Origin of the sequence: Mesorhizobium sp. ISC11 (assembly GCF_037162595.1) — a bacterium.
In the GTDB taxonomy this organism is placed as follows: domain Bacteria; phylum Pseudomonadota; class Alphaproteobacteria; order Rhizobiales; family Rhizobiaceae; genus Mesorhizobium; species Mesorhizobium ciceri.
The window spans coordinates 58236-84055 of sequence record NZ_JAVSPW010000001.1 but is presented as its reverse complement, the minus strand read 5'-3'; the positions used below and the strand labels follow the sequence as shown (position 1 = coordinate 84055).

Below are 25820 nucleotides of genomic sequence, written 5' to 3'. Positions count from 1 at the left end.
GCAAAAGTCAGGTCGTGGTGATCACGATCTTGCCGAACGGCCCTTTCTCCAGATGTTGCAAGGCCTGCGGCACCTCATCGAAGCCAAAAACCTTGTCGATGACCGGCTTGATCGCCAGCGCCTCGATCGCCTGATTCATGCGCTCGAAAGCACGGCGATGGCCGATCGACAGGCCCTGCACGGTGATGCGGTTGCGCATGAAGGGCAGGATGGGAAAGCTGAGCTCCATCGCGCCCAGCAGGCCGATGATCGACAGCCGGCCGTCGGCGGCCAGCGCGTTCAGAGATCGCCTTGCATTGTCGCCGCCGACCATTTCCAGCACGTGGTTCACGCCCAGCCCGTTCGTCAGCTCACGCGCGGCATCGTCCCAGGCCGGTTGCGTGCGGTAGTTGATCCCTTGCCAGGCGCCAAGCTTTCTCGCCCGCTCAAGCTTTTCATCACTGCTTGAGGTGACGATGGCGCGCAGGCCGAACGCAGTGGCGAACTGCAGCGCAAACAGCGACACGCCGCCGGTGCCCTGGATCAGAATGGTCTGACCCGGCACCGGTTTGGTCGCCTCGGCCATGGCGAACCAGGCCGTCAGCGCCGCGATCGGCAATGTCGCGGCCTCGATGTCGCCGAGCGACGGCGGCGCCAGCACCGCGGCGTCCTCGCCGAAGATGACATGATCGGAAAGCATACCCGACAGCGACGACCCCAGCGTGTGCTTATGCAGCACCGGCGGTGCGTCGCCATCCGGCCAATCGGCGATCACCTGGCCAAGCACGCGCTGGCCGACCTGAAAGCGGCTGACCGCACTGCCGACGGCCACCACTTCGCCCACCGCGTCGGATGTCGGCACGAAGGGAAAGGCAAGGTCGGGGATCAGCACGCCGTCCACGATCATCTTGTCCTTGTAGTTGAGCGATACGGCCTTGGTCCGCACCAGCAAATCGTGCGGCCCTGGCTCGGGCACCTTGCCTTCCACCTGGCTTAGCCTCGACAGGCCAAAACCGCTCATCTGCCAGGATCTGTTGATTGGGGTGCTCATGTCGTCTCGCGCTCCGTGCATTGATGCCAGGCGAGACATTTATGCCTTTCGACTATAGAAAATAGTGCTTCCATGCGGTATAATTTGACACTGATTGCGGACTAAAAGTCGACAATAGGAAATTGCCATGGAAACGGCCGACCTGCAAGGCACCGTTGCGTTTGTTCAGGCGGTGGAGGCCGGCAGCTTCACTAGCGCCGGCGAGCGGCTGCATGTGACGAAGTCGGCGATCGGCAAATCGATCGCGCAGCTGGAGCAGAGGCTCGGCGTTCGCTTGCTGAACCGCACCACCCGCAGTCTCAGTCCGACCAGCGAAGGCATCAGCTACTATGAAGCCTGCGTCCGGGCCCTGGCCGAGATCGAAGCCGCACAGTCGCTGCTCGCCTCGCGTCGGCAGGTCCCGTCTGGCCGGCTTCGGGTCGACGTGCCGCTGGCCTTCGGCCGACGCTGCGTCGCCCCCGTGCTGTTCGAGATTTCGAGGAAATTTCCGGACCTGACGGTTGAAGTCTCCTTCAATGACCGCCGCGTCGACCTGATCGAGGAGGGCATCGACCTGGCGATCCGCATGGGCGAACTCGACGACAGCCTGTCGCTAGCGGCCAGGCGCCTCTACGCTCAGCGCTCGGCCATATGCGCGGCTCGCGACTATCTCGACAGGCATGGCCGGCCGCAATCGGTCGAGGATCTCGCCGATCACAGCGTCATTGGCTACGGTCGCGAGGGCATCGTCCGCCCCTGGGTGATCAGACATTCCGACGGCCATCTCGCAACCTTCGTGCCCAAGGCGCGGCTCGTTCTCGGCCATGGCGAACCGATGCTGGATGCGGCGCTCGCCGGCTGCGGCATCGCCTTCCTGCCGACATGGCTGGCCGCCGACAGCCTCAAAAGCGGCGATCTCGAAATGGTGCTGTCGGAATGCCTGGTCGAGAACATCGTCGTGCATGCCGTCTGGCCGGTGACGCGCGCGCTCACGCCAAAGGTGCGGGTTGTCGTCGACGCCCTCGTCGAACATTTTTCGGCGCCGCCCTGGGATGCCGCGTGAGCGAAATACCGGTCATTTCTCAAAAATCACGCCGGACTATTTTCGAAGACCGCGCCACAATGCTATTGACCGCTCATGTTATACGTCGAAATCGCTATCGTGGTCGTCCTCATCTGCGTGAACGGCCTTTTGTCGATGTCCGAGCTCGCCATCGTCTCGTCGCGCCCGGCCAGGCTGAAAGCGATGATCGACCGCGGCACCAATGGCGCCGGCCGCGCCCTTGATCTTGGCTCAAATCCCGGCAAGTTCCTGTCCTCGGTGCAGATCGGCATCACCTTGGTCGGCGTCCTCTCCGGCGCCTTTTCCGGCGCCACGCTCGGCGAACGGCTGGCGCAGTTCCTGGCTTCGACCGGCATCCGCGAGACTGTCGCCGACCCGCTCGGCGTCGGCATCGTCGTTGCTATCATCACCTATTTCTCGCTGATCGTCGGCGAGCTGGTGCCCAAGCAGATCGCGTTGCGTGATCCCGAGCGGGTCGCCGCCAGGGTCGCTCCGGCGATGACCATCCTCGCCACGGTGTCGGCGCCGCTGGTCTTCCTGCTCGACTTCTCCGGCCGCACCATATTGTGGCTGCTCGGTCAGCGCGGCGAAAGCGAGGAAAAGGTCACCGACGAGGAGATCAAGATGCTGGTCGCCGAGGCCGAGCATCACGGCACCATCGAATCCGACGAGCGGCGCATGATCGCCGGCGTCATGCGGCTTGGCGACCGCGCCGTGCGCGCGGTGATGACGCCGCGCACCGAAGTCGACTGGATCAATCTGCAATCCGACGAGGCGGCCATCCGCAAGCTGCTCATGGAAACCCAGCATTCGCGCCTGCCGGCAGGCGACGGCGGCGTGGACGTCATGGTCGGCGTCGTCCAGACGCGTGATGTGCTGGCCGCACTGCTTGCCGGCCGCGTGCTCGATCCGCGCAGGCATGTGCGCGCAGCCCCCATCGTCTACGACCAGGCCGACGCGCTCGATGTGCTGCAGAAGCTAAAGGAATCCGACGTGCCGATGGCGCTGGTGCATGACGAATACGGCCATTTCGAAGGCATCGTCACCCCGGCCGACATTCTGGAAGCCATCACCGGCGTGTTCCGCGCCGACACCGACGCCGGCGACGAGGAAAACGCGGTCAAGCGCGAGGACGGCTCGTGGCTGCTCGCCGGCTACATGCAGGCCGACGAGATGGCCGACATTCTCGGCATCGACCTGCCGGAAAACCGCGATTACGAAACCGTCGCCGGCTATGTGCTGTCGCATATGCACCATCTGCCGGCGACTGGCGAATGCGTCGACGCGCAGGGCTGGCGCTTCGAGGTGGTCGATCTCGACGGCCGCCGCATCGACAAGCTGATCGCCACCCGCCTGGCCGGCGCCCATCGCGAGGCGGTGCGCTGACGGTCGACGCGATTTGCGGCATTTCGCTCTATCGTTCCCAGAAGGACTTGGCGATCTCTCCCTCGACCTGCTGTATCGTCAGGCCGATATCGTCGATCAGATGCGGATTGTCCTTCGACATTTGCCTGAGCTGCCAGCGAAAGCGTATCCGCTCGCGCCAGGTCCGATCGTGCCAGCTCGCGATGATGCTTCGCAGGGTCTTCAGGAGCCGGCGCGATGCCGGCCGCACAGGCGTTCCCGGCCGCGCTGCACAAGTGAGGGTATTGGTCATGGCAACCTCCATATGGTTTGAGGGCCTGGGCTCTCGATGGGGTTGAATTCTGCGCGATACGGACGGCGCCGTAATTAAGCCCTCCCAAATAGTTCCCAAAACTTCCAAACGAGCTAGAGCGGCCCTATAGATGCGCCTATGCAGGGATCGCGTTTTGCCTTTGGTCCGTTCGTGCTTGATCCGCGTGCGGGAACGCTGCTTCGGAACGATGTCCCCGTTGCCGTCGGCTATCGCGGGCTGAGCCTGCTTGCGGCACTCGTCGGGCGGCCCGGCGAAATCCTCGGAAAAGCCGAGCTGATGGACGCCGCGTGGCCGGGCACGGCCGTCGAGGAAGGCAATCTCACCGTCCAGATCGCGCAGCTGCGCAAGCTGCTTGGCCCCGTCGGCGACAACGGCGAATGGATATCCACCGTTCCGCGCGTCGGCTACCGTTTCACGGGGGCCGTCGAACAGCTGGGCGAGGCCAGGCGAAAACCCTTGCCGCTGCCCGACAAACCGTCGATAGCCGTGCTGCCCTTCGTCAATTTCAGCAACGATCCCGAGCAGGATCCCTTCGTGGATGGGTTGACGGAAGACCTGATCACCGACCTGTCCAGAATCTCCGGCCTGTTCGTCATCGCCCGCAACTCGACCTTTGCCTACAAGGGAAAAGCGATGGACGTGCGCGAGATCGCCGGGGATCTTGGCGTGCGCTACCTGTTGGAAGGCAGTGCAAGACGCGCCGCGGGGCGCATGCGCATCAACGCACAGCTGGTCGACGCCATGAGTGGCGATCATCTGTGGGCGGAACGCTTCGATCGCGGCCTGGAGGATATCTTTGCCGTTCAAGACGAGGTGACAGCCAAGATCGTGGAAGCGCTGCTTGGCCGGCTGCGCGCGCCGCCGCCGCGCAATCGGCCGCGAAATCTGGAGGCCTACGACCTCTGCGTGCGGGCGCGAAAGCTGATCGACGACTCGCCGCAGATGGCGCAGGAAGCGCATCTGATGCTGACGCGCGCGGTGTCGCTCGATCCTGATTATGCCGAGCCCTATCGTTGGCTTGCCATGAACCACTGGATGGGACAGGTGCATTGGGGCGGACCAACCGAGGCTGCCCGCAGCGTTGCCCTGGAGCTGGCGCGCAAGGCGGTGGCGATCGATCCCAACGATGCCGGCTGTCGCTGGATCCTGGCTTATCTGCTTGCCTATGAGCGCAACTTCACTGAAGCGGATGCGGAATTCGCCAAAGCGATCGAGCTCGACCCGAACGAGGCCGACACCTGGGCGGCATTGTCCGACATCGCGGTCCTGGCCGGACGGGTCGAAGAGGGCCTCGAGCACATCGGCAAGGCGTTCCGGCTGAACCCGTTTCCGGCGAGCTGGTACTATCTGACGCTCGGCCAGGCGCAATATGCGGCGCGCGACTACCAAGCCGCTATCGAGACGTTGCGCCGTGACGAGACCTATCGCACAAGCTCACGCCGTTTCCTGGCGGCAAGCATGGCCCAACTCGGCCGGCTCGACGAGGCGCGCGCAGAGGCTGAACTGTTCCTCGTCGGCAACCCGCATTTCACAACCCATCACTGGGCGACGACCGAGCCATTCCGCGACGCCGCTACGCTCGAGCATTTCGTCGATGGTTTTCGCAAGGCCGGTCTTCCGGAGTGACGCGCCGGCATCCGGCCCGCCCGCAGCAAAGGCGACGTGGTGCGCTAACCCAGTCTAGACGTCGGTATGATCTCGGTGGCGCGACACCTTCTCGCGGTTGCCGCAGGTGCGCATGCTGCACCAGCGCCGCTTGCCACCTCGCGACGTATCGAGGAAAAGCCAGCCACAGCGAGGGCAGGAATGCAGCCTGTCGCGCGGCAGGGTGAAGAACGCTTCGATGGACAGCATGGCCAGCAACGCGGTGACGGCGTCCGGATCGCGCCACCGGCCAAGGGCAAGCTCCGGCCTGGTGCCATCCAGCTCGATAGACCCGGCGGCAAGCGAGCTTGCCGTGCGCGAGAACAACACGCCGAGCGGTTCGACCGCAGACGGTTTGCCCGCGGCGATTGGATCGAAAACCTGAAATGACGCCTCCCGCATTTCGCGGACCCCTTCCACGAACCGCCCATCCGCTATCTCGGCAACGGCCTGCGCCTGGCGATCGTCGGCAAGCCCTGAGGCGCTGAACCAGTTCGCAACATCCCGGACGGACTTGAAGAGTTCATTGTCTGCTGCCGGCGCCCGCCGGTCGAACACGGCGTTCGACAGGTCCAAAGCGGGATGCCCGCCTATGAAGTGATCCGGTACCCATTCGGTGTATGCATCGCCCATGGAACATAACCTCATTAACCGGATTATACGGTTACATGATGTAACCACTATCATACGGATACGTGGTGTCAAAGCCAGCGCGTCGCCAGATCGGCGCGGAACCCCTGGGAGGGAGAGGATGTGCAGCAATCGTTACAAGACCCGCCACGAAACCATCAATGTCGACGGCCTCGACATCTTCTACCGTCATGCCGGCGATCCCGGCAGACCGGCAATCCTGCTGCTGCACGGATATCCGACTTCGTCGCACGTCTATCGCAATGTCATCGAACCGCTGGCGGAGACAGCCTATGTGGTGGCGCCGGATCTGCCCGGTTTCGGCTTTTCGTCCGCCCCTTCCATCGATGCCTATGACTACACGTTCGACAACCTGGCCAGCACGATCGAAGCCTTCATCGAGGCCCTCGGCCTCCAGCGATTCTTCCTCCACATCACTGACTTCGGCACGCCCGTCGGCTATCATCTCGCCACACGGCGGCCGGATCGCATCCTCGGCCTGATCGCCCAGGACAGCAACGCTCATGACGAGGGGCTGGGACCGGAATGGGACGCGCCGAAGGCGTTCTTCGCCGAACCGACTGAAGAAAACCGCGCCAGACTGCCGGACTGGATGAATTTCGAGGGGACCCGAAATCAGTATATCGGCGGTCTCCCCGAGCGTCTGAAAGTGTTGTTTCCGCCCGAGGGTTGGTATCTCGATACGGAGCGCCTGGCGAGGCCCGGCAACACCGACATTCAGTTCGAACTCTTCACCGATTATGGTTCGCACATCGCGCGCTTCCCGGCCATCCAGGCCTATCTCCGCGACCAACAGCCAGCATGCCTGGTGCTGTGGGGGCGCCACGACGCCTTCTTCGCGCTGGACGAGATCATGGCCTACAGCCGCGATCTCGACGCCGTCGAAATCCATGTCTTTGAGAGCGGGCACATGCTTCTCGAAACGCATCATCGCCAATGCGCGGCTCTCATCGCTCACTTCATGCACGAGGTGGAGACTGGGGTATTTCGCGATCCTGCGGGGCGTTGAACGTCGACGTTCAAACCGCCACTTCGATGGGCTCGGCAAGCCTGGGATTGGCCCGCGCGGCGATCAGGCAGCCGGCGACGATCAGGCACGCTCCCGTCAGCGTGGTCCAGGTCGCCTCCTCGCCGAAGAAGAACCAGCCAAGCGCGACCGCCCAGATGAAGGCCGAGTATTCCGTCGGGATCAGATATTGCGCTTCGGCGCGGGCGTAGGACCAGCTCATCAGGAATTGCCCGGCGAGCGACAGCACCGTCACCCCGGCCAAAGGAAGCCAAAGATCGCTCGGCAGGGCGACGGCAAGCCAGGGTGCCGCGAGGCCGAGCAGGATGGCAACGCAAAGGTTCTGGAACAGCATGATCTCGATCGGCTTGGCCAACTGCGCCTGTTGCCGGGCGAGGATCAGATTGTATCCGTAGAACACGGTTGATACGAGCACCGCTGCCGTGCCGAGCATGGCGTCCTGCGAATAGTCTGCCTGCCCGAACTGGCCGGCCATGATGATGGCGACGCCGGCGATGCCGGCCAACGATGCCCAGACAGCCTGGCGTCGGATCCGTTCGCCCAGCAGCAGCGCGGCGAGAAACAGCGCAAACAAGGGCGCCACGAAGCTGAGCCCGATCGCCTCCGCGAGCGGCAGCCTGGCCAAGCCCCAGAAGAAGGATATCAGCACGACGCCGACAATTGCGGCACGCAGCGCATGCAGCCTCAGCACCGGAATGGTCGGCTTTAAGCGTGGTCCCGCCAACCAGGCTGCGCCCGCGACCACGGCCGCGACCATGCTGCGCCACAGCAAGGTGTTGTAGACCCCGACCGCGATGACCAGGATCTTCATCGCCGCATCCATCCCGGACAGCAGGAAGATCGCAAGCGCGCATACGAGCACCGGGATCATCGGGGAAACGGCGCCGGTCGGGCTGGATGTCTTCACGGCTTCACTCATGTGACGGATCGCAGCCGGATATATCAGGGCAAAGGGCGCGACCAGATGGCAGCCCGGTCGATGTAGCAGTCCAACCCCGATTGGGCCGAGGCTATCGTGACATCAGGGTATCAGCACCATGCCGGCGAGTTGAACGAAACGGACCGCCTCGCCGACTGCATCATCCGGCCACGGCAGGCGACGCACGCACACATGGCACAGATCGAATTGACGGGGCGGGTTGCCGACGCAGCTGGCCCGTCGCATGTTGTCGATTGTCTACAGACGGATCGGAAAAAATGCACCGCATAGCTTCAGGCGGCCTTTATCAGACCTACAATCTTGGTGACTTGCGCATCATCTCCTTGCGCGATGGCTATGTCGACATGCCGATCGGACGGCTTCGGCAACGCGGCGACAAGCCATTTGGCGATGAATTGCCGCAACAAGTCACGTTGGTTGATGGTCAACTCAGGCTTTCCGTCAATGCCTTCGCGATCGACGATGGAAACGGGATCATCCTGATCGATACCGGCGCCTCGAACGCCTGGCATCCGACCATGGGCCGACTTCCCGAGGCACTGGACGAAGCTGACATCGATGCCGGACGAGTCCGTACCGTCTGCTTCACCCACACGCATCTCGACCACATCCATGGTCTTGTGCTTGCCGACGGCCGCGACGCTTTCCCGCGCCTGACGCGCTTGCTCGTTCCCGCGGAAGAGCTCGGCTTTTTTCGTGCCGAAGCGCGGCTCGAACGATTTCACGGCATGGCGGAACCCTTCGAAGCCGGAGACCGTATCGGGACACATGTCGACATTGTCGACGCTCATGGCCATGAAGCGGGACACAGCTGCTTTCGTGTTTCTGGCGGCGGCGAACGCCTCCTGATTTGGGGCGACACCGTTCACGTCCCATCGCTTCAGTTCGATCGACCTGAGGTGACGTGGGAATTCGATGCCGATCAGGACCAGGCGCGCGAAAGCCGGTTGCGGTTGCTGGCGCTTGCTGCCGACGATCATTGTTTCGTTGCCGGCGCGCACCTGGATTCGCCCGGTGTTGGCCGCGTCGTCCGATCCGGCGCCAGCTTTCGATTCGAGCCGCTATAATTGAAAAGGGCGGCGCAAGCGCCGCCCCATATCCTTGGGAGGATAAATCGAACCGGCGGTCAGGCCGCCTTGACTTCCTCGGCGACGGCATCGGCCTGACGCGCTGCCTTGAGCACCTTGGCCCACCACGCAACATCGTTGACCAGCGCCGTGGCGGCCTGGTTCAGATGCTCGAGATCTTCCAGCTTCTTCTCGCCCTGGCGCACGGCGAGGAAATCGCCCCAGGCGATATGGACGGCCGACTTGACCGGCGCCATCTGCAATTCGACGGCATGAAGGCGGAGCTGTTCGACGGCGCGAGCGCCACCGACGCTGCCATAGCCGACGAAGCCGGCCGGCTTCTTGTTCCATTCATTGGCGGCGTAGTCGATGGCATTCTTCAGCACGGCGGTCGGGCCATGATTGTATTCGGCGGCGGTGAAGATGAAGCCGTCGAATTCGGCGACCTTCTTCTGCCAGCGCTGTGCCACTTCGTTCTGCGACGGCGCCCATGCGGAGGATGCGACTTCGTCGAAGAACGGCAGCGGGAAGTCGCGAAGGTCGACGATCTCGACATCGATGTCGGCATGCGACTTGGCGATCTTGGCGATCCACTGGGTTGGCACATCGGCGAAACGAGCGGCGCGCGTCGATCCGACGACGATGGCAATTCTGGGTTTGGACATAAGGGCTCTCCTTGCACGAAGTACTGGTATCATTTGGATACCTGCGCTATATGAGATACTGCAAACGCGATGCACAAGAAGGCACTTTTTTGTTACCGAGGCACCCACACCGCTCCGAAGACTGCCGCGCCATCTCGGAAATCCTGCAGCGCGTCGGCGACAAATGGACCGTTCTGGTCGTCGGCAAGCTGGGCGACGGACCGCTGCGTTTCAACGAATTGCGCGCAGCCGTCGGCGGCATCTCGCAGAAGATGCTGACCACCACCTTGCGCGGGCTGGAGCGTGACGGCTTCGTCACCCGCACCGTGTTTCCAACCATTCCGCCGCGCGTCGATTATGAGCTGACCGAGCTCGGCCACGAGCTGCTGATCCCCGTCAGCGCACTGAGCGAATGGGCGCGCGCCAACACCATGCGCGTCAAGGCGGCGCGCGAAAAATTCGACGGCGCCCGCGTCTGAAACCCTTGCGCGGCAAGGGATTCAGCCCCGCACGCAACATCCGGCTTGTCTGATCGGAAATTCTATCTCGGCTGCGCGGATCGTTGAACCGAATGCACGCGCCGGTTTGGCTGGCGGATTGCCGCTCATGCGGTCCCCTGACGGCTGCCGCTCAGGCTCCTGATGCGCGCACATCACATCGCGCGGCGGCACAGGTATCACACCGTGCGCCCCGCTCGCCAGGAGCCTGTCCTCCACGCGTGCAGGCGACGCGCGAGATGTCTTCCTTCACCTCCGCGTAAGCGGTCACGCCGAGCAGACAGGTCGTCGCGACCAGGGCCGCCACGAGCCAACCGTTCAGCAGATGTTGACGCATTGTCTCTCCTCCGATTGCAGCAGGATCGGGCATGGAGGCAACCGTTGGATGTCGCGAAAAGCGCCTCCCGCACGGGCGCTGTTACAAATGACCAAGCCTGGGAGAAACGGCTTGCCTCAGCCTTCGGCGGGAACCGCTTTCGGCTTGCCCTCGCCATCCAGCGCCACCATGACGAAATCGGCATGGGTGACCTTCTCCATCAGGTCGGAGAGGTAGCGCTGCGCCCAGGCCTCGACCTTGAGCGTCATCGAGGTGCGGCCGACGCGCTCGACATGCGTGTAGATGCACAGCGTGTCGCCGATCTTCATCGGCTTGGCGAAGGACATTTCCTTGACCGCCGCCGTCACCACGCGGCCCTTGGCGCGCTCGGCGGCGCGGATGCCGCAGGCCAGATCCATCTGCGCCATCACCCAGCCGCCGAAGATGTCGCCCGCCGCATTGGCGTCCGAAGGCATGGCCAGGGTGCGCAGCGTCAGATCGCCAAGCGGCCGTCCTTCAGCGTAGTGCACCATGCGAGAAATCCTTCGAGACTGGCTGCCCTCGATCCCGTATCGTCACGGCGCCAGAAGGTCAACGAGCCACGGCATGGCCACAGGCTCGGACTGGCAAAAGACCTGCGACAGCCGGCGCGCGGTGTCGGCAGCCTTTTTGCCGGGCAGCTTTTTCACGATAGGAATTTTTTCTTGACTGGGTGCCCTCAGCTATGGTACATTTTTGCCTATGGTGCTGATTTGCGCCAGTGACCCGCCGCACAGGCGGGTTTTTCGTTTGCTCCGTCAGCCAACACACCGGCGAAGGTTTCCGAGGACCGGTTAACCCGAGTTCGTAGACCCTGGGCATGGCCATGGGACGGCAGTTCGCATCACCCGGCGAAGATCGATCAGAAATAGCGCCTGAGGTTCGTGCGAATGCGATCGAGCACGCTGTTCCCGGAAAGGTCCGGAGAGAACTCCTTGCCGGTGATCGCCTCATAGGCCTGCGCATAGACATGCGAGGCCTGTTCGACGATCTCGGCCGGTATCTCAGGTATCGGGTCGCTGTAGGGGTTGCAGCGCGCCGAGACCCACGACCGGACGAAATCCTTGTCAAAACTCTCCGGCCGGCTGCCGTCGGCGAGCGCCTGTTCGTAGCTCGATGCGATCCAGTACCGGCTGCTGTCCGGGGTGTGGATTTCATCGGCAAGAATGATGGTCCCATCCTTGTCGGTGCCGAATTCGTACTTCGTGTCGGCGAGGATCAGGCCGCGTTCCGCGGCGCGCTGCTGGCCGCAGCCGAACAGCCGCAAGGCGTAGTCCGACACGGTGTCCCACTGCGCTGGCGTAAGCAGGCCCTGCTCGATAATCTCCGCTTTGGACAGCGGTTCGTCATGGCCGCCATGCGCGGCCTTGCTGGTCGGCGTGATGATCGGCTCCGCCAGTCTTTCATTGTCGCGCAGGCCATCCGCCAGGCGGATGCCGTACATGTCACGGTCACCGCGCTTGTAGCGAGTCAGGATCGAGGTGCTGGTGGTTCCCGCCAGATAGCCGCGCACGACGATCTCGACCGGCAGGATGTCGAGCCTTGTGCCGACGACGACGTTCGGGTCGGGGTATTCGAGAACATGGTTCGGACAGATATCGGCGGTTTCCTCGAACCAGTAGCGCGCCGTCTGGGTCAGTATCTCGCCCTTGTAGGGGATCGAGGTCAGGATGATGTCGAAGGCACTGAGCCGGTCGGTGGCGATGATGATGCGCCGGCCATCCGCCAGATCGTAGTTTTCGCGGACCTTGCCGCTGTAGTGGCCCGGCAGTTCGGGAATGAACGCGTCAGGGAGGGTCCGCATATGATTTCCTGCCTTCCGCAGAGTGGCCAGAGCATAATTCCGAAAAGTTATGCGCCAAGATAGTGCCATCGCATAGGCTGTCGGGACGATAGATATCAAGCGCGATTGTCGGGAATCCCCGCAAACCTGATCGGTTCGACGGTCGCTTTTTTCACAACTGATGCCGGATGGCGCGGCGACTTCGGAATGCCGTCGCGTCTAGGCTGCAGCCAATTTTTCGGAGCCTCCCATTTCCATCATGCAGACCTATGATTTCATCATCGTCGGCTCCGGCTCGGCCGGCTCGGTCCTGGCTGAAAAACTGTCGGCCTCGGGGCGCTTCTCGGTGCTGGTGCTGGAGGCCGGCGGCAGCGACCGCCGCTTCTACGTGCAGATGCCGCTCGGCTACGGCAAGACCTTCTTCGATCCCGACGTCAACTGGAACTACAAGGCCGAGCCGGACCCGGGGCTCGCCGGCAATGCCGACCACTGGCCGCGCGGCAAGCTGCTCGGCGGTTCGAGCTCGATCAACGCCATGGTCTGGATCAGGGGCGCGCGCGAGGATTTCGATGCCTGGGCCGCCGCCGGCAATCCCGGCTGGGGCTATGACGATCTGCTGCCCGCCTTCAAGGCGCTCGAGGACAACCAAGCCGGCGCGGACCAATGGCGCGGCGTCGGCGGCCCGCTGCATGTCACAGACTGTTCGGGCGCCGTCCACCCGCTGACCAAACGCTATCTCGCCGCCGGCCAGCAGGCCGGCTTGCCCTTCAACCCGGATTTCAACGGCGCTGCCCAGGAAGGCGTCGGCGTCTACCAGATCTCGACCCGCAACGGCCGCCGCATGTCGGCGGCGCGCGCTTTCCTGCGCCCGGCGATGAAGCGCGCCAACGTCCGCGTCGAGATGAAGGCGCTGGCGACCAGGGTGCTGTTCGAGGGCAAGCGCGCCGTCGGTGTCGAATACCAGCAGAACGGCGAGACGAAGTCGGCGCGTGCCGGTCGCGAAGTCATCCTGTCGGGCGGCTCGGTCAACTCGCCGCAATTGCTGCAGCTGTCCGGCGTCGGGCCTTCCGCGCTGCTGAAAGGCCTGGGCATCCGGATGGTCCACGCCAACGAGAATGTCGGCGCGCATCTGCAGGATCATGTCGGCATCAACTACACCTTCAAGGGCAAGCTGCCGACGCTCAACCAGACGCTGCGTCCCTGGTGGGGCAAGCTGCTGGTCGGCATGCAATATATCCTGACCCGTTCGGGCCCGCTGTCGCTGTCGATGAACAATGCCGGTGGCTTCTTCCGCACCGACCCGGCGGCGACGCGGCCCAACATGCAGCTCTATTTCCAGGCATTCTCGACCGTCATTCCCAAGAGCGGCGAGCGTCCCATCCTGACGCCCGACCCATGGCCGGGCTTTTCCATCGGCCTGTCCAACTGCCGCCCGTCGAGCCGTGGCGAGATCATGATCCGCTCGGCCAATCCGCGCGAGTACCCCAGGATAACGGCCAATGCCTACTCCACCAATGCCGATGTCGAGGAGATGCTGGCGGCGGTGAAATTCGTCCGCAAGATCGCCTCGATGCCTGCCATGGCCGAGATCATCGAGGAAGAGGTTTTGCCAGGCCCGTCAATCACTTCCGATGCAGACCTGATTCAGGATTTCAGGAAGCGCTCGGGCACCGTCTATCATCCGGTCTCGACCTGCCGCATGGGGCCCGATCCGGCGCGCGCCGTCGTCGACCCGCGTCTCAAGGTGCACGGCATCGACGGCCTGCGCGTCATCGACGCCTCCATCTTCCCCGACAACATCACCGGCAACACCAACGCCGCCTCGATCATGACCGGTTGGAAGGGCGCCGAACTGGTTCTGGAGGACCAAAAATGAAGATCACCGACGTCAAGACCTGGGTTGTCGACAATCCGCCGCCCGGCATCGGCGGCAAGTATTTCATCTTCGTCAAGTTGACCACCGATGGCGGCGTGGTCGGCTATGGCGAGGCCTACAACGCCACCTTCTCCGCCCATGTTACCGCCCGGATGGTCGAGGACATGGCCGAGCGCTATCTCGTCGGCCGCGATCCGCACGACATCGAGAACTTCTTCCGCCGCGCCTATTCGTCCGGCTTCACCCAGCGGCCCGACGTGTCAGGCATGGGCTGCTTCTCGGCGCTGGAAATGGCCTGCTGGGACATCATCGGCAAGGAGGCCGACAAGCCGGTCTACAAACTGCTCGGCGGCCAGGTGCACGAAACGCTGCGTTCCTACACCTATCTTTACCCGCACACCGGCAGCGTCCACTCCGAGGATGCGCACGGCAAGAACGTCTACAACGACCCCGATCTCGCCGCCGCCTGCGCGCTCGAATATGTCGAACAGGGGTTCAACGCCGTCAAACTGGACCCGGCCGGCCCCTACACCGCCTTCGACGGCCACCAGCCGCGTCTTGTCGATATCGACCTGTCCACCCGCATGATCAAGGCGATCCGCGAGGCGGTCGGCACCCGCGCCGACATCCTGTTTGGCACGCACGGCCAGTTCACAGCGTCCGGCGCGCTGCGCATGGCGCGCGCCATCGAACCCTATGATCCCTTGTGGTTCGAGGAGCCGGTGCCGCCTGACATGCCTGAGGTCATGGCGCAAGTGGCCCGCGCGACCTCGATCCCGATCGCCACCGGCGAACGGCTGACCACCAAGTTCGAGTTCGCCCGCGTCATCGAGAACCGCGCCGCGACCATCCTGCAGCCGGACCTCGGCCGCTCCGGCGGCATTCTCGAAACCAAGAAGATCGCGGCGATGGCCGAGGCCTACCACATCCAGATCGCCCCTCACTGCTATTGCGGGCCGATCGTCGGTGCGGCCAACATCCAACTGGCGGTGACGCTGCCCAATTTCCTCATCCTGGAATCGCTGAAGCAGTGGGACGGTTTCCACGCCACGCTCTTGAAGAAGAAGATCGAGTGGCAGGACGGCAATGTCATCCCCTCGAAGGAGCCCGGCCTCGGCGTCGAGTTGAACGAAGCGGTCTGCGACGCGCATCCCTATACGGGCAAGGACCTGCATCTGCAGATGATGCAGACGCCGCTGATGCCGTGAGCGAAAGCTACGCCTTCATCGGGCTTGGCCATCTCGGCGGCAACCTTGCCGCCAGCCTGATCCGCAACGGCTTTGCCGTCACCGTCTTCGACCGCGATCCGGCCGCCGCCGAGCGCCTGGTGGCGCTCGGCGCCACTACCGCGAGCAGCCCGGCCGAGGCCGCCGCCCGGGCCGGCAAGGCCATCACGTGCCTGCCTTCGCCCAAGGTCAGCGAAGCGGTGCTGGCCGGACCCGGCGGATTGCTGGAGGGCCTGCCCCAAGGCGGCACCTGGATCGAGATGTCCACCAACGGCCGCGACGAGATTCTTCGCCTTGCGGCCCTCGCCTCGGCCAGGGGCGTCGAGACGCTGGAATGCCCAGTCACCGGTGGCGTGCATCTGGCGGCGGCTGGCAAGATCACCGCGCTGGTCGGCGGCGATCCAGCGCTCTACGAACGTCATCGGCCGGCCATCGAGGCGATGTGCGCAAAGTCGTTCCTGATGGGTCCGGTCGGCTCGGCGGCGGTGATCAAGGTGATCACCAACATGCTCGCCTTCATCCATCTCGTCGCCGCCGGCGAGGCGCTGATGTTGGCCAAACAAGGCGGGCTCGACCTCGCCCAGTCCTACCATGCCATCTCAGCCTCCTCCGGCAACAGCTTCGTCCACGAGACCGAAAGCCAGCTCATTCTCAACGGCTCCTACGACATCGGCTTCACCATGGACCTGGCGCTGAAGGACCTCGGCTTCGCGCTGGCGATGGGCAGGGAATTCAGACTGCCGCTCCAACTGGCGCCGCTTGTGAGTGAGATTTTCCAGATGGGCAAACAGGAATATGGCGGCAGCGCCTGGTCCACCCAGATCGTCAAATTGCTCGAGGATGCCGTCGATACCGACCTGCGCGCGCCCGGTTTTCCGGCCAAGCTGGAACTCTGACATCAGCCAGTTATCAAGCGATTTCAGGACGTTGGATTGATGGGCGCATTCATCTGAATCAATCTGTCAACGGCTTGATTCAGTATCTGAGCGTCAATGCACCCGGCAGGATCTCGAAGGTCGCGGGTATGCGTCCCGGCGACTCGCCGTCTATATCGACCAGAGCGCCATTCTCTGACGCATCGCCGAGCGGCTCGACCACCACTTTCCTGCCGCGCAGGATGGTGATCGCCGGATGGTTGCGGTGCCGGCCGCCATAGAGCAGCCGGATGTCCCAGATCAGCTTCAGCTTGCCGGCGGCGCGCAGGATGACGATGTCGAACTGCCCGTCGGTGATTTCGGCATCCGGCGCGATCATCATGCCGCCGCCGAAGAACTTTCCATTGGCGACCGCCACCAGCGCCATGCGCGCTTCGACGGGTGCGCCGTCGTCGACCGTGATCCTGACGTCCTGAAAACGGTAGCGGATGAACTCCACCACGGTGCGCCACAGGAACAGTGCCTTGGCCGACATCCTGCCCTTGCGCTTGTCGGCATTGACGGCGCGGTCGGTGGCGCCGGAAAGTCCCAGACTGGCGATGTTGATGAAGTGCCGGCTGGCCAGCGCGCCGTGATCGTCGATGTAGCCGATGCGCCCGGCATCGACCTTGCGGCCCTTGGCTTCGGCCAACCGCTTCAGCACGGCATCCACCTCTTTCGGCAGGCCGAGCCCGCGCGCGAAATCGATGCCGGTGCCGCACGGCAACAGGCCAAGTTCAGTGATCCGGCCGCTCTCCTGGGCCGCCTGCAGAAGCCCGTCGGCCACTTCGCTGGCGGTGCCGTCACCGCCGGCCGCAATCACCAGATCGAAGCCAATCATTGCGAGATCGATTGCCAGCCTTTCGGCATCGCCTTCGGCCTGCGTTTCGCGCAGCTCGAATTCGCCGAAATGCTTTTTCAGCGACACGGCAACATCAGGCCAATGCCGTTTCAGCCGGCCGCCACCGGCAATCGGGTTGAGAACCACTCCGACTTTCAAAATACCCGCCCTCCCCGGCGCCGGACATGCAGGTCCGATCCTTTGCCGGCATTGAAGCCCGCGACCACCGGCGGAGCAAGGGGCGCTGTCGGCTCGTACGCAAAAAAGCGGGCGGGCTGTCTAAAGCAGCCGGCGCTCGAATTCCCCGGTTTGTGGCTAACGATCCCCGGTAATCCCGCTATCCACAGGGCAGCGGCCATTCCCCAGGACCCTTACTCGGCGTACGTTAAACCCATCTCAGGCGGCTACCGATCATCAAGCCGAAAGGCGAAGTGAAAGGCGGATTTCCTGAGGCCCGTACGGCCCGAAGCGAGAGCAGGCTTGCCTGTTTCGAGGGACGGAGCCGAGACCTACGGGGCCGCGGAAAGCGTGCCAACGCCTACGGCGGACCGATGCTGCCATGAAGGACGGCAAAAACCTTCGATGGTGCGCAGGGCAAAGCTCGCAAGGGTGGAGACCGGCGTGGTCCCGAACGGACGCTGCTCTCGGGCGGCGGACTGGCAGGACCGTCAAAATCAAGGCCGGCAAGGCGCGACGACTTTACGGAAGTTGCTGCCGCGACCGTGTCCTGATCTGACAGGGAGGCGCTGGGAGAAATCCCGGCGCCGACTGTCTTTTTGGCCCCCCGATGCCCTTTGGCGGCGATCTTGCGAGCGCCGCTTTTCCACGCGCTAAAATCGGTTAGTATCGCCTGGTCAGAGCCCGTTTGAAAACGCGCTCTGCCGAGTCGGATGGCGTGGTTTTCGAGAACCGAAGCGCAGCGGACCTTTGAGTCCGTGAGCATCGGAAGCGCAGAAAACCGCGTCAGGCGGCCGGCAGAGTAGCGTTTACAAATGGGCTTGTAGAAGGGGGATACTTCATGACGCTCGTCCAGAAGCTTGCCGTTGCCTATGCCTTCCTGTTCTTCGGCGTCGTCGCCATCGGCTACATACCGGCCTTCAACGATGCCGACGGCAATCTGTTCGGCCTGTTCTCGCTGCAATGGTACGATGATCTGCTGCACGCCTTCTCCGGCGTCTGGGCGCTGGCCGCCGCCTTCATCTCGCACCGCCAGGCAGTGTTCTATTTCAAGCTGTTCGGCTCGGTCTACCTTTTCGACGGCGTGCTCGGGCTGGTCACCGGTTCCGGCTGCCTCGATGCCGGTATCTTCATCAACGGCTTCCGCTCTCTCAACGATATCGAATTCCCGGCCCGCTTCTTCGCCAACCTGCCGCACATCGTCATTGGCGGCTTCGCCGTCTATGTCGGCTTCCGGCTAGCCAGGCGCGTACACGACCACTTCGCCACGGCCTGATCGGGCATGTTCCTGTTCCGCTGGCTGAAGCGCCTCATCAAGACGATCCTCTGGCTGATCGTCGTCGTCATCCTCATCCCGATCGCCGGGCTGAGCTACGGCTTCCTGACGACGTCGTCGCTCGACAAGACGCCGCTGCCCGGCATTGCCGACGGCGCCCCGCCTAAGGCGCTGGCCGACAAGGTCCGCGCCGAGATCCCCGGCTACCAGCGGCCGGAGGAATCGACCTTCCTCACCTATCCGGAATGGGCGATCGTCTACGCCGCACGCGAATATGCCGGCTTCGTCGACAAGGACCAGCCGAGCGGCTTCCCCTACTGGTCCTATATCGGCCGCTTCTGGCAGGACTACGCCATGGTCATCCGCGCCAGCGCTCCCTACAAGTTCAACTATGCCAACCACCAGATGCTGGTCATCATCGGCACCAGCCACTCGATCGAGCATATATTGCAGTGGGCCTATGAGAACACGGTCGGCCGCATCACCGAGGCGACAACGGCCAAGCGCACCGCCGCCGACATTTATCAGGCCAAGGTCGCGGCGGACTATGCCGCGTTTCTCGACCAGGTGCCCTGGTATCAGTTCCCGTATGCCGACAAGCGTGCCGGCCTGTTTGCCGTGCAGCCGGCGCCGGGCGACAGCTCCGTCCGCACCAGCGAACGCAAGCTGGCGTTCGGCCTCGCCGACACCATCAAGCAGGGCTATGCCGACCTGATAAAAAAGGCCCTCGCTGCCACGATGGACCCCGCCTTGCTCGACATCCATGTCTGGGCCAAGGGGCCCGTCGGCGAAGCCACGCGCAACGAGCCCGACACCTGGCTCGAACGCGATCTGGGCGCTGACGGCACGATCTTCGTCACCAGGCGCTATCAGGTCTTCACCGAAATGATCCCGCGGCTGATCGACAAGGGCGTGTCCTTCGTTGAGATCGGCGGCAATGACGAGATCATGGTCACCGTGCTTTCCACCGATTCGATCGCCATCCCCGAAGGCATGCGCATCCTGTTCAGCTATCCGCTGCCGGCAGATCCGGCAACGCGCCGCACGGGAATGACCGTCGCCGTGCGCAAGCTGCATGTCGTGCTGCCGGCGCTGATCAAGTCAGGCGCCAGGCTCGAACACGTCTACGATTACTGAGGCCTTTCGGTCACGCCCGGCCAAGATTACGCATTTCCTGGGCTCCGTCACGCCCATTCCACAATCGCGGCCAAATCCCGCCTTGTTCGCGCGCGAAGGAATGGGAAGAAATGGAAGGGCTGCCGGGGGGCATCTCGAAGGGACAAGACCGTGATCAAGACCGCCCTTGTCGCCATGACCATTGTCGGCTGCGACTGCGACGCCAAGCTTTGCGAATATATCGGCGAGACGCCGGCCAAATGGTCGACCGTCGCCGAGTGCGAAGCGGCGATGAAGAGCCAGATGCTGCACGAGCGCAATTTCAACTATCCGCTCGTCTCCGGCATTTGCCGCACGAAGGGTTCGTCGTCCTCCTCGCAGCTGGCCGCGACCGCATCGCGCCCGGAATTGAAGCCCGCCAGCCGGGTCGTCAGAACCGAAAGCCCGCTGCCGCCGGAACTCAGCCACCGGCCGAGCGTCTCGGTCGGTTCGCCGACGACCGCGATGGAAGCCGACGCCGCCCGGCCCGTTGCCTATGAACAGGTGGTCGATGGCGGAACCGGTGTGCTCTATCGCACCAAGAGCGGCTACGCCGTGGTCAAGACCGATCTCGGCCGCGCCGCCTCGGCAACCGCCGACGCCGCGAAGCGCTCTGTGAACTGGCTGGCTGGCCTGATGCCGAAGGGGCTGTAGGCCCGCTGGCGTCTCGGTTCGACGACCGCGTGATCAGGCAGGCACATAGGTCAACCTGATCACGTCGTCGCCAATCAAATCGCTGGCCACAAAGCGAAGCGGCGGCCGGGGGCCGGCGAAGAATGGCTTGCCATGACCAAGCACGAACGGATGGAGGTAGAGTTGGTACGCATCTACAAGACCAAGGTCGGTCAGGCTTCGTGCCAGGCCTGGTCCAGAAACTGAAATCTCCCCGACGAGCTTAGCCTTAAGCCCGCGTATCACCGCCTCGACGTCATCCGCGACAAGTGTGGCATTGGGGCCGGCCGACTTCAGAGAGCGCGACACAACCCACTTCGGTTGGCTCCGCCACGCCGCCGCGAATTCATGCGCCTCCGCACTCCACTCAGCATGGTCTTCGTCCCAATAGCGCATGACCTCGTACATGCCGCGACCGTACACACTGCCGCTCAAATTGCGCACTTGCTCTATCCAGTGACGAAAGATCGTCGGGCCCGACGGCATTTTCTGGTGGTCGACATAGCCGTCGAGTGACTGGTTCATTCTGAAAATGAGCTTCGCCATGCTGCAGGATCTCCAACCCAGGGTCTTCAGAATAACTTGAGCCGCCGTTACGCAAAACCCCAGCCGAAATCCAAACTGAGACACGATCCTAGTCCGGCCTGAACCTGACTTTCAGGCTCTGCCAGAACTTGTCGACAAGCGGCTTTTCGGTCGCTGCATCCTCGCCGGCAATGCGGGTGATGAACAGCAGCCCCCGATCGGCCAGGCCGAAGCCGACGATCTCGAAATCGGCGGTGTCGGTGCGTGTCTTCACCTCGGCCCGGATCCCGGTCAATTCCTTGCCGTCGGCGAGTTTGCGCGTGGTCGGCCCCTGCGTCAGCTTGGCGCCGGCCTGCACCGATTGCCTGGTCATCTCCTGCAGCATCAACTGGTTGAGCGACACCGGATTCATGGCGCCATATTCCTGCACGACGACGATCGTGCCCAGCGCCGACGCCATCAGATACTGCGTGATGTCATCGCCGAGATCGGTCTTGGTCACCGAAATGCCGCTGGGATGGACGAAGGAGAAGTCGCTGCCTGAAAAGGTGGCGAAGTCGTTGCGCGCGAGCGTCACCTTGCTCTGCTTGCCGCCGGGCAGCGTCACATCGGCGCTCTCGCCGGGATCGATATCGACCGTCACGCCGTCGATGGTCAGCTTGAAGGCCTTGAGATCCTCGCCTCCGGCCGGTCCGGCGCACAGCGCGATGAGGGTGAGTGCCGCCGCCGATACCATCCGCATGGCTGTTCTCCTGCTTCTTACGACACCCCGCTCAGCGCCTTGATGGCACGGTAGAAGGTCGAGGAAAACAGTTCCGTTGGGTCATACTGCCGCTTCGCCGCCAGGAAGGCCGGCAGTTCGGGATAGGAGGCCAGCAATTCCCTGGCCGTATAATGCAGCTGGTAAGGCAGGAAGAAGCGCCCGCCATGCTTGATCGTCACGTCGATCAGCGCCCGCGTCAGCGCCCGCATCCTGGCATTGCCGTCGGCATCGGTCGGCTGATTGACGTAGAGCACCAGCGAATAGGCCGGCTCCGGCGCGTAGGTCAGCGCCACATCTTCTTTGTGGACGATGCGCACCGAAGCATTGAGCACCGGCAGCGTCTGCTTGCGCAGGATCTCGCGCGCTTCCGCGATGAATTCGACATAGGCGGCACGCGGAATAAAATATTCGTGCAGGATGTCGGTCTCTTCCATCTGATCGTTGAACAGATAGGGCACCGAATCGTGCATCGGGTTGTTGCGGGTGACGAGACAGGCCTCGCCCTCGGCCATGGCCGACCTGCGCGCCACCGTGCAGCTTTCGAATTTCGGCTCCAGCGTCTTTTCGGTGAACCACTTCAATTCCTGGAACAGGCTGCCCCATTTCGCCAGGTTGATGATCACCCGCTTCAACCCGACCGATCCCGGCTCGCCGATCTTGGGCTGATCGGCCGGCGGCCGCTCGGCCACCTTGTCGTAACGGTAGACGATCATGTCCTCGAGGAAATTGCCGGGCGCCGTCGACAGATGGCCGTAGAACAGGCCGATATCCTTGTTCGGCTCCAGCACCTTGGCGAAGAATTCCGGAAAATCGTCCGATTTGATGATTTCGCGCGAGGTGCGGTAGACGGCGTTGTCGACGATATCGAGCGTCGCCTCCAGCACCACGCCGAACAGGCCGTAACCGCCGACGACGTGGCGGAACAGATCGGTGTTCTCGGTCGGCGAGCAGGTCGTCACCGAACCGTCGGCCAGCATCACCCGCATCGAGCGGATCGAGCCCGCCACCGAACCCGCCTGGTGGTCCATGCCATGCGCATTGACCGACAGCGAACCGCCGACCGAGAAGATGTCGGTCGACTGCATCGCCTTCACCGCGAAGTGCGGATGCAGAAGGTTCTGGATGTCATGCCAGCGCGCGCCCGGCTGCAAGGTCATGGTCTTGGCCGCCGCATCGACGGTGACCCTGTTGAACTTTCTGAGGTCGAGCACCAGCGCGTTGTCGTCGAAGGCATGCCCGCCCATGGAATGGCGGATGGCGGCCAGCGATATTTTCAGCCCATTGGCACGGGCGAAGGCCAGGGCCTTGGCGATGTGCTCGTCCCCGCTGACCTCGACCACGCCGTAGACCGGCGTCATCGACAGGCCGCTGGCATCGTTGATGTCACCACCCTTTGCCGACCAGGGCAGTGACGCATCGAAGGCCGGCGCATTGTCCAGCGGCTTCAGAGGCAGCGCGAAGCCGTCTATATCGGCTATCCGTCCTGCGTTCTTCGGCCCCGAAGGTCCGCGTGCCAGCCGCGCCACCGTGTTGCCGCCCCACAGCACCGCGCCGCCGACGACAGCCGCACCCAGCAGCAATCGCCGCGACAGGCGAAACCCTTTTTGCTCGTCGGCCATGACTATCCCCCGCTGGCCAAGGGATAGCGCGGCTCTTTGGCAAAAACCATAGCGGCGCCGCCGGGACGGCGGTTTGCCTGGCGTCGAGGGTGAAGGGCACGAAATGGCCGGTCCCCGGAGGACCGGCCAGAATGGAACAGGGTCTGAAATTGCGTCAGCAGGTCTGCCGACGCACGATGCCCTCGCCTTACGAGGCCTTCTTGATCGACGTCACGATGCCGGTCTTGTCATCGACGGTCACCGCCACCTTGGCGCCGACCTTCAGTTTCCCGATCGTCGCTTCGGGCGACAGCTGGTAGATCTTGCCGTCGTCGAGGGTGATCGACTTGGTCGTCGGGTCGACGGCCTGGATGGTGCCCTGAACGGTCGCGGCATAGGCGGTGCCGAGGAAGGCGAGCAGAGCAGCGGTGGTTGCGAGGGTCTTCTTCATTGGTAAGCACTCCGTGCTGTTTCACTTTTCCGGACCGCCGCCTTGGGAAACGACAGCACCGGACGGCCTGAAACTGGACGGAAAGCGCACCCTCCGCAAATCACGTTGGGTGAATTTTCGCAAATAATATCATAGGCTTAATTCCGACACATTATCTGCGACCTAGATCATTTCAGGCCGCTTCGGCTCCCCCAATGAACGCACTTCTGTCCGCGAAAAGAGTCACTTGGCCGATTGTGACGGGCGGCTTTCGATCACCACGCAGCCGCCGCAATCCATCTCGGGCAGCATCACGAAACAGAGCGCTGACCGATCGTCGATACACATTTTGTTTCGCGGATCAGTTCAAAAACCGCCACGCCAACGCTGATCAAACTCGCGCTACGGTTGCAAACCGACGTCGAATGCGGGATGGTGTCGACCGTTGACATGAAGGGGGGCCTTCCATGAAGCTTGCAGTCCGGACTGCGATGTCCCTGATGCTGGCGCTTGCTCCAGGATTGGCCGGCGCACAAGCCACGGATCCGGGCGACGACAAAACAATTATCTTCACTCCCGGCGACCCAGAGATGGCAGCGGCGACCGCGCAGGCGCTCGCCAGCCTGGACGACTTCCTGGCACTGTCCGAGGCGCCTCCCGCCGACACAGAGAGGTTCAAATTGAAGGTCAAGGTACGGGACGGCAACGTCACCGAACACTTCTGGGTCATACCGTTCCGCCGCACCGAAACCGGATTTGTCGGCATATTGGCAAACCAGCCGGAGGAAGTGCACAACGTCGTCCTCGGCCAGAACATAGAATTCACCAGGGACGATATTTCCGACTGGGGATACACACGCGGCGGACGTCAGGTCGGTAGCTTCACCGTGTGCGTCATGTTCAACAAAATGTCGAAAGAAGAGGCGGACTACATGCGTGACAAATACGGCTTCGAGTGCTGAAAGCGCAGCCCGATCAACCCGCTTCGTCCTTCGCGCCGATCTTGCGCACAAGTGCCGCCGTCGCCAGCATCGCGCCCATGTCCGATATCATCGGCGCGACATGCCTGCTGTAGTCGAGCGGCACCGAAATATCCGGCAGCTCGAAGAAGTTCTTCGTCTGCGGCAACAGTAGGAAACCATCGCTGCCGTTGAGCGCGACGCGGGCTGGGTCGTCCGGCCAGGTTTCGCCAAGCCATTTCAGCGCCTGCGCCAGCCGGCCGCTCACCAATGGCTGTGCCGCCCCGAGATTGTCGGTGCGGAACTCGTAGGCGGCATCGAGCAAAGCATCGCCGCTGGACAGCTCTTGCAGCTTGCTGGCGAATATGCCGCGAAAGAAGCTGATCACCGCGTTGGTCCGCCGCGTCGCCACCAATATGCCGGGAAACGGCGCGATGGTCTCGAAAGCGACGATGACGCCCTGGAAGGCGGTCGAGGAGCCCTTGCCCGACCCTTCCCGCAGATGCGCCTCGTACAGTTCGAACGGAAACCCCTCATAGCGGCCCGCCACGATGTCGTCGAACGCCTGCCGGTTGAACGGACCAACCGCCGTGCGCGGCAACCGGTCGAAGGAATTCGGCGTCACGCCATGCTGGTAGCGCATGTCGGCGATGAAGCCGAATATGATCGGCAGCAGCGTCTCGCGGAACGATTGCTGCAGCCGCGTCGCCGGTTTCCTGGCCTGGAAATAGAGCAGGATCGAAGCCGCGAAGCCGATCACATAGAGAAATACATGCGGCGTCGAGACCCATTGCTCGTTGGGGTCGGCGACCTTGTTGAACAGCCAGGCGACCAGCACCACGGCCACCAGCACCAGCCCCACGAACACCGGCACCCGCCAGCGCACCTGCCGGACCGCCGAAGCCCTCGCCGCTTCATAGGCCTCGATGTCTTTCCGGATGCCGGCGATGACCGTTTCGCTCGGCATGAAATCCGCTGATTCCACCGCTACCCCCGCAATCCTGCCTCTGCGGGAGCATGATAGTTGGTTTTGCAAGGGCCGCCAGGTGG

At 63.1% G+C, this 25820-nt stretch carries 26 protein-coding genes; 13 read left to right on the top strand and 13 right to left on the bottom strand.

Annotated features, from left to right (window positions below; all coding sequences use genetic code 11):
- Positions 1–7: 7 nt before the first annotated feature.
- A complete protein-coding gene (locus tag RPF88_RS00435; RefSeq protein WP_063172910.1) occupies positions 8–1030 on the bottom strand; it encodes a zinc-dependent alcohol dehydrogenase family protein in 1023 nt (340 codons plus the stop codon).
- A 127-nt stretch (positions 1031–1157) separates the two neighbouring features.
- Between RPF88_RS00435 and RPF88_RS00430 the strand changes: the two genes are divergently transcribed.
- The gene (locus RPF88_RS00430) at positions 1158–2072 is read left to right on the top strand and encodes a LysR family transcriptional regulator (protein WP_027162120.1); all 915 of its coding nucleotides are present in this window, start codon (positions 1158–1160) and stop codon (positions 2070–2072) included.
- Between the two features lie 75 nt (positions 2073–2147).
- Entirely contained in the window at positions 2148–3458 is a 1311-nt protein-coding gene (locus tag RPF88_RS00425; protein WP_027162121.1) for a hemolysin family protein, read from the top strand.
- A 28-nt stretch (positions 3459–3486) separates the two neighbouring features.
- Here RPF88_RS00425 and RPF88_RS00420 read toward each other — a convergent pair whose 3' ends face one another.
- Positions 3487–3729, bottom strand: coding sequence for a DUF1127 domain-containing protein (locus RPF88_RS00420; protein ID WP_013530057.1), 243 nt, complete (start codon positions 3727–3729; stop codon positions 3487–3489).
- Between the two features lie 138 nt (positions 3730–3867).
- Here RPF88_RS00420 and RPF88_RS00415 point away from each other — a divergent pair, with 138 nt between their 5' ends.
- Entirely contained in the window at positions 3868–5376 is a 1509-nt protein-coding gene (locus RPF88_RS00415) for a winged helix-turn-helix domain-containing tetratricopeptide repeat protein (RefSeq protein ID WP_027162123.1), read from the top strand.
- Between the two features lie 54 nt (positions 5377–5430).
- Here RPF88_RS00415 and RPF88_RS00410 read toward each other — a convergent pair whose 3' ends face one another.
- Complete coding sequence (locus RPF88_RS00410) at positions 5431–5970, bottom strand: CGNR zinc finger domain-containing protein (protein ID WP_337121379.1); 540 nt, start codon at positions 5968–5970, stop codon at positions 5431–5433.
- 175 nt (positions 5971–6145) lie between these two features.
- On the opposite strand from RPF88_RS00410, the gene RPF88_RS00405 reads away from it, so the two are divergent.
- Entirely contained in the window at positions 6146–7054 is a 909-nt protein-coding gene (locus RPF88_RS00405; RefSeq protein ID WP_013530054.1) for an alpha/beta fold hydrolase, read from the top strand.
- A 10-nt stretch (positions 7055–7064) separates the two neighbouring features.
- Here RPF88_RS00405 and RPF88_RS00400 read toward each other — a convergent pair whose 3' ends face one another.
- Complete coding sequence (locus tag RPF88_RS00400; RefSeq protein ID WP_024504166.1) at positions 7065–7991, bottom strand: DMT family transporter; 927 nt, start codon at positions 7989–7991, stop codon at positions 7065–7067.
- On the opposite strand from RPF88_RS00400, the gene RPF88_RS00395 reads away from it, so the two are divergent.
- Positions 7970–9079 (top strand): MBL fold metallo-hydrolase, encoded by a 1110-nt coding sequence (locus RPF88_RS00395; protein ID WP_337121378.1) that lies wholly within the window; start codon positions 7970–7972, stop codon positions 9077–9079. The genes RPF88_RS00400 and RPF88_RS00395 overlap by 22 nt on opposite strands.
- Before the next feature lie 59 nt (positions 9080–9138).
- On the opposite strand, the gene RPF88_RS00390 is transcribed toward RPF88_RS00395, so the two are convergent.
- Entirely contained in the window at positions 9139–9744 is a 606-nt protein-coding gene (locus tag RPF88_RS00390) for an NADPH-dependent FMN reductase (protein ID WP_064994510.1), read from the bottom strand.
- Positions 9745–9833: 89 nt separating this feature from the next.
- On the opposite strand from RPF88_RS00390, the gene RPF88_RS00385 reads away from it, so the two are divergent.
- Positions 9834–10202, top strand: a complete 369-nt coding sequence (locus tag RPF88_RS00385) for a winged helix-turn-helix transcriptional regulator (RefSeq protein ID WP_024504168.1) — start codon at positions 9834–9836, stop codon at positions 10200–10202.
- A gap of 471 nt (positions 10203–10673) precedes the next feature.
- Here RPF88_RS00385 and RPF88_RS00380 read toward each other — a convergent pair whose 3' ends face one another.
- Together RPF88_RS00380 and RPF88_RS00375 are read right to left on the bottom strand one after the other, a co-directional pair.
- Positions 10674–11069 (bottom strand): acyl-CoA thioesterase, encoded by a 396-nt coding sequence (locus RPF88_RS00380; RefSeq protein ID WP_013530049.1) that lies wholly within the window; start codon positions 11067–11069, stop codon positions 10674–10676.
- A gap of 368 nt (positions 11070–11437) precedes the next feature.
- Positions 11438–12379: a phosphoribosylaminoimidazolesuccinocarboxamide synthase gene (locus RPF88_RS00375; protein WP_337121377.1), complete on the bottom strand. Its 942-nt coding sequence runs from the start codon at positions 12377–12379 to the stop codon at positions 11438–11440.
- Between the two features lie 238 nt (positions 12380–12617).
- Between RPF88_RS00375 and RPF88_RS00370 the strand changes: the two genes are divergently transcribed.
- The 3 genes from RPF88_RS00370 to RPF88_RS00360 are packed head-to-tail and all read left to right on the top strand — an operon-like array spanning position 12618 to position 16356.
- A complete protein-coding gene (locus tag RPF88_RS00370; protein WP_027162132.1) occupies positions 12618–14234 on the top strand; it encodes a GMC family oxidoreductase in 1617 nt (538 codons plus the stop codon).
- Complete coding sequence (locus RPF88_RS00365) at positions 14231–15442, top strand: mandelate racemase/muconate lactonizing enzyme family protein (RefSeq protein WP_013530046.1); 1212 nt, start codon at positions 14231–14233, stop codon at positions 15440–15442. The genes RPF88_RS00370 and RPF88_RS00365 overlap by 4 nt, the downstream gene beginning before the upstream one ends.
- Positions 15439–16356 carry an NAD(P)-dependent oxidoreductase gene (locus RPF88_RS00360; RefSeq protein ID WP_127367138.1) on the top strand — a complete coding sequence of 306 codons (918 nt, stop codon included), beginning with the start codon at positions 15439–15441 and terminating at the stop codon, positions 16354–16356. The genes RPF88_RS00365 and RPF88_RS00360 overlap by 4 nt, the downstream gene beginning before the upstream one ends.
- A 79-nt stretch (positions 16357–16435) precedes the next feature.
- On the opposite strand, the gene RPF88_RS00355 is transcribed toward RPF88_RS00360, so the two are convergent.
- Positions 16436–17374: a diacylglycerol/lipid kinase family protein gene (locus RPF88_RS00355; RefSeq protein WP_013530044.1), complete on the bottom strand. Its 939-nt coding sequence runs from the start codon at positions 17372–17374 to the stop codon at positions 16436–16438.
- 859 nt (positions 17375–18233) lie between these two features.
- Here RPF88_RS00355 and RPF88_RS00350 point away from each other — a divergent pair.
- From RPF88_RS00350 to RPF88_RS00340, 3 genes are all read left to right on the top strand, one after another.
- Positions 18234–18668: a DUF4383 domain-containing protein gene (locus RPF88_RS00350; protein WP_013530043.1), complete on the top strand. Its 435-nt coding sequence runs from the start codon at positions 18234–18236 to the stop codon at positions 18666–18668.
- A gap of 6 nt (positions 18669–18674) precedes the next feature.
- Positions 18675–19805, top strand: a complete 1131-nt coding sequence (locus tag RPF88_RS00345; RefSeq protein ID WP_337121376.1) for a hypothetical protein — start codon at positions 18675–18677, stop codon at positions 19803–19805.
- A gap of 150 nt (positions 19806–19955) precedes the next feature.
- Positions 19956–20477: a hypothetical protein gene (locus RPF88_RS00340; RefSeq protein ID WP_064994504.1), complete on the top strand. Its 522-nt coding sequence runs from the start codon at positions 19956–19958 to the stop codon at positions 20475–20477.
- 33 nt (positions 20478–20510) lie between these two features.
- Here RPF88_RS00340 and RPF88_RS00335 read toward each other — a convergent pair whose 3' ends face one another.
- The 4 genes from RPF88_RS00335 to RPF88_RS00320 all read right to left on the bottom strand — a co-directional run bounded on the left by RPF88_RS00335 (position 20511) and on the right by RPF88_RS00320 (position 23832).
- Positions 20511–21041 carry a dihydrofolate reductase family protein gene (locus RPF88_RS00335; protein WP_337121375.1) on the bottom strand — a complete coding sequence of 177 codons (531 nt, stop codon included), beginning with the start codon at positions 21039–21041 and terminating at the stop codon, positions 20511–20513.
- Between the two features lie 88 nt (positions 21042–21129).
- Positions 21130–21762, bottom strand: a complete 633-nt coding sequence (locus RPF88_RS00330; protein WP_063168827.1) for a hypothetical protein — start codon at positions 21760–21762, stop codon at positions 21130–21132.
- A 17-nt stretch (positions 21763–21779) separates the two neighbouring features.
- Positions 21780–23402, bottom strand: a complete 1623-nt coding sequence (locus RPF88_RS00325) for an FAD-binding oxidoreductase (protein WP_337121374.1) — start codon at positions 23400–23402, stop codon at positions 21780–21782.
- A gap of 187 nt (positions 23403–23589) precedes the next feature.
- On the bottom strand, positions 23590–23832 hold the full coding sequence (locus RPF88_RS00320) for a DUF1344 domain-containing protein (RefSeq protein WP_013530037.1): 243 nt from the start codon (positions 23830–23832) through the stop codon (positions 23590–23592).
- A 446-nt stretch (positions 23833–24278) separates the two neighbouring features.
- On the opposite strand from RPF88_RS00320, the gene RPF88_RS00315 reads away from it, so the two are divergent.
- On the top strand, positions 24279–24773 hold the full coding sequence (locus tag RPF88_RS00315; RefSeq protein WP_013530036.1) for a YegJ family protein: 495 nt from the start codon (positions 24279–24281) through the stop codon (positions 24771–24773).
- Between the two features lie 13 nt (positions 24774–24786).
- Here the strand turns inward: RPF88_RS00315 and RPF88_RS00310 are convergent, their stop codons facing one another.
- Complete coding sequence (locus RPF88_RS00310) at positions 24787–25737, bottom strand: DUF3137 domain-containing protein (protein WP_164747158.1); 951 nt, start codon at positions 25735–25737, stop codon at positions 24787–24789.
- Between the last annotated feature and the right edge of the window lie 83 nt (positions 25738–25820).